We start from the raw sequence: 1,226 nt of genomic DNA, 5'->3' as shown, positions 1-1,226 counted from the left end.
TGTTGCCGCGCACCTTTGTTGATGGTCGGGTGAGCCGGCTGGTTGATGGCCATCGCTGGAGGCACGCGTCAGCGCGCCGCGCAGCTTGATGGACATCACGGGCGAGCGCGCGCAGCGCGCAAGCCCTTGATGCTCTTGCGTGCTAAGGCTCTTCGGTTCCGACGGTGTCGAGCACGCGGGCCAGCGCGTCGCGCTCCACCAGTTTCTTCTTGCGCCGTGCGGCCTCGCGCAGCGCCGCCGTGGCGAGCCGGTCCACGTCGCGCAGTGCTCCGCTGGCCGCCTCGTGCAGCATGGCGAGTGCGTCCGAGGCGAAGAGCTCGCGCTCACAACCGGCGCGAGCCAGCCGTACCCGGAGGTACTCCGCGGTGTCCTCGGGGGTGAGCGGCTCGACGTGCAGCCGGGTGTGCAAGCGCGAGTAGAGGCTGCGGTTGTGCCGGCGGGCCAGTCGTGACTCCAGCTCCGGCAGCCCGACGAGGATGAGCGACAGCAGCGCGCGCGAGTCCCACTGGTAGTTGAGGAGGATGTGCAGGTGGTCCAGCACGTCCTGGTGCAGCAGATGGGCCTCGTCCAGCAGGAAGACAGGGTGCAGCTTCTCCCCGCCCAGTTGCTCGACGTGAGTGGTTACCGAGTAGAAGACGGCGGCCGCGGTGGCGGAAGGCTTGAGGCCGAGCGCCAGGCACAGCTGACGGTAGAAGTCGCGGCGCCCCAGGGTGGCGTTGTGGCAATAGGTGAGGCGGAAACCCTGGGCGGGCAGTCGGTGGCGCAGCGCGCGCAGCACGCAGGTTTTGCCCACGCCCGGCTCGCCGGTGAGCACGACGCTGGCACGGTTTCGCAGGGCCTCGCCCAGTTCCTCCACGAGAGCGGCCTTGGAGGTGGGCAGCCACAAGTCCGAGTCGGCCACTTCTTTGGAGAAGGGCGCGCAGGTGAGCGCGAAGTGGCTGACATACGCGGGCGTCATTCGTCACCTCCGTCCCACGACGCGTGCGCGGGGCGACGGCCGACGGCCTTGTCCAGCAGCGCCCCAGCGGGCTCGAAGGCCGGGTGGCGCGGAGCGGTCTCCTCCAGGTGGGGTTTTCGGTACGGCCGCTCGCGCCGGGCATTGCGCACGGCGTCCACCGGGTGCAGGGGCAGCCGCTGGCCGTCTACCTCCACCCAGGGCGCCGCGTCGGCGTCCGCCAGGGTGCGGCAGATGAAGACGAGGCGTCCGGCCAGGTGGCCTGCGTCCA

General features: G+C 70.3%; 2 protein-coding genes. Both read right to left on the bottom strand.

Features of this window, described 5'->3' with window-relative positions:
* Positions 1-142: 142 nt before the first annotated feature.
* Positions 143-958 carry an ExeA family protein gene (locus LZ199_RS45960; RefSeq protein WP_121782547.1) on the bottom strand — a complete coding sequence of 272 codons (816 nt, stop codon included), beginning with the start codon at positions 956-958 and terminating at the stop codon, positions 143-145.
* Positions 955-1,226 (bottom strand): hypothetical protein (locus LZ199_RS45955; RefSeq protein WP_323390426.1); only part of this gene is annotated, 272 nt, incomplete at its 5' end. The genes LZ199_RS45955 and LZ199_RS45960, both read right to left, overlap by 4 nt.

The sequence above is a fragment of the Myxococcus qinghaiensis genome (assembly GCF_024198215.1).
GTDB classification, from domain to species: domain Bacteria; phylum Myxococcota; class Myxococcia; order Myxococcales; family Myxococcaceae; genus Myxococcus; species Myxococcus qinghaiensis.
The sequence above is the reverse complement of the archived record's forward strand: the minus strand, read 5'-3'. Positions and strand labels throughout refer to the sequence as shown.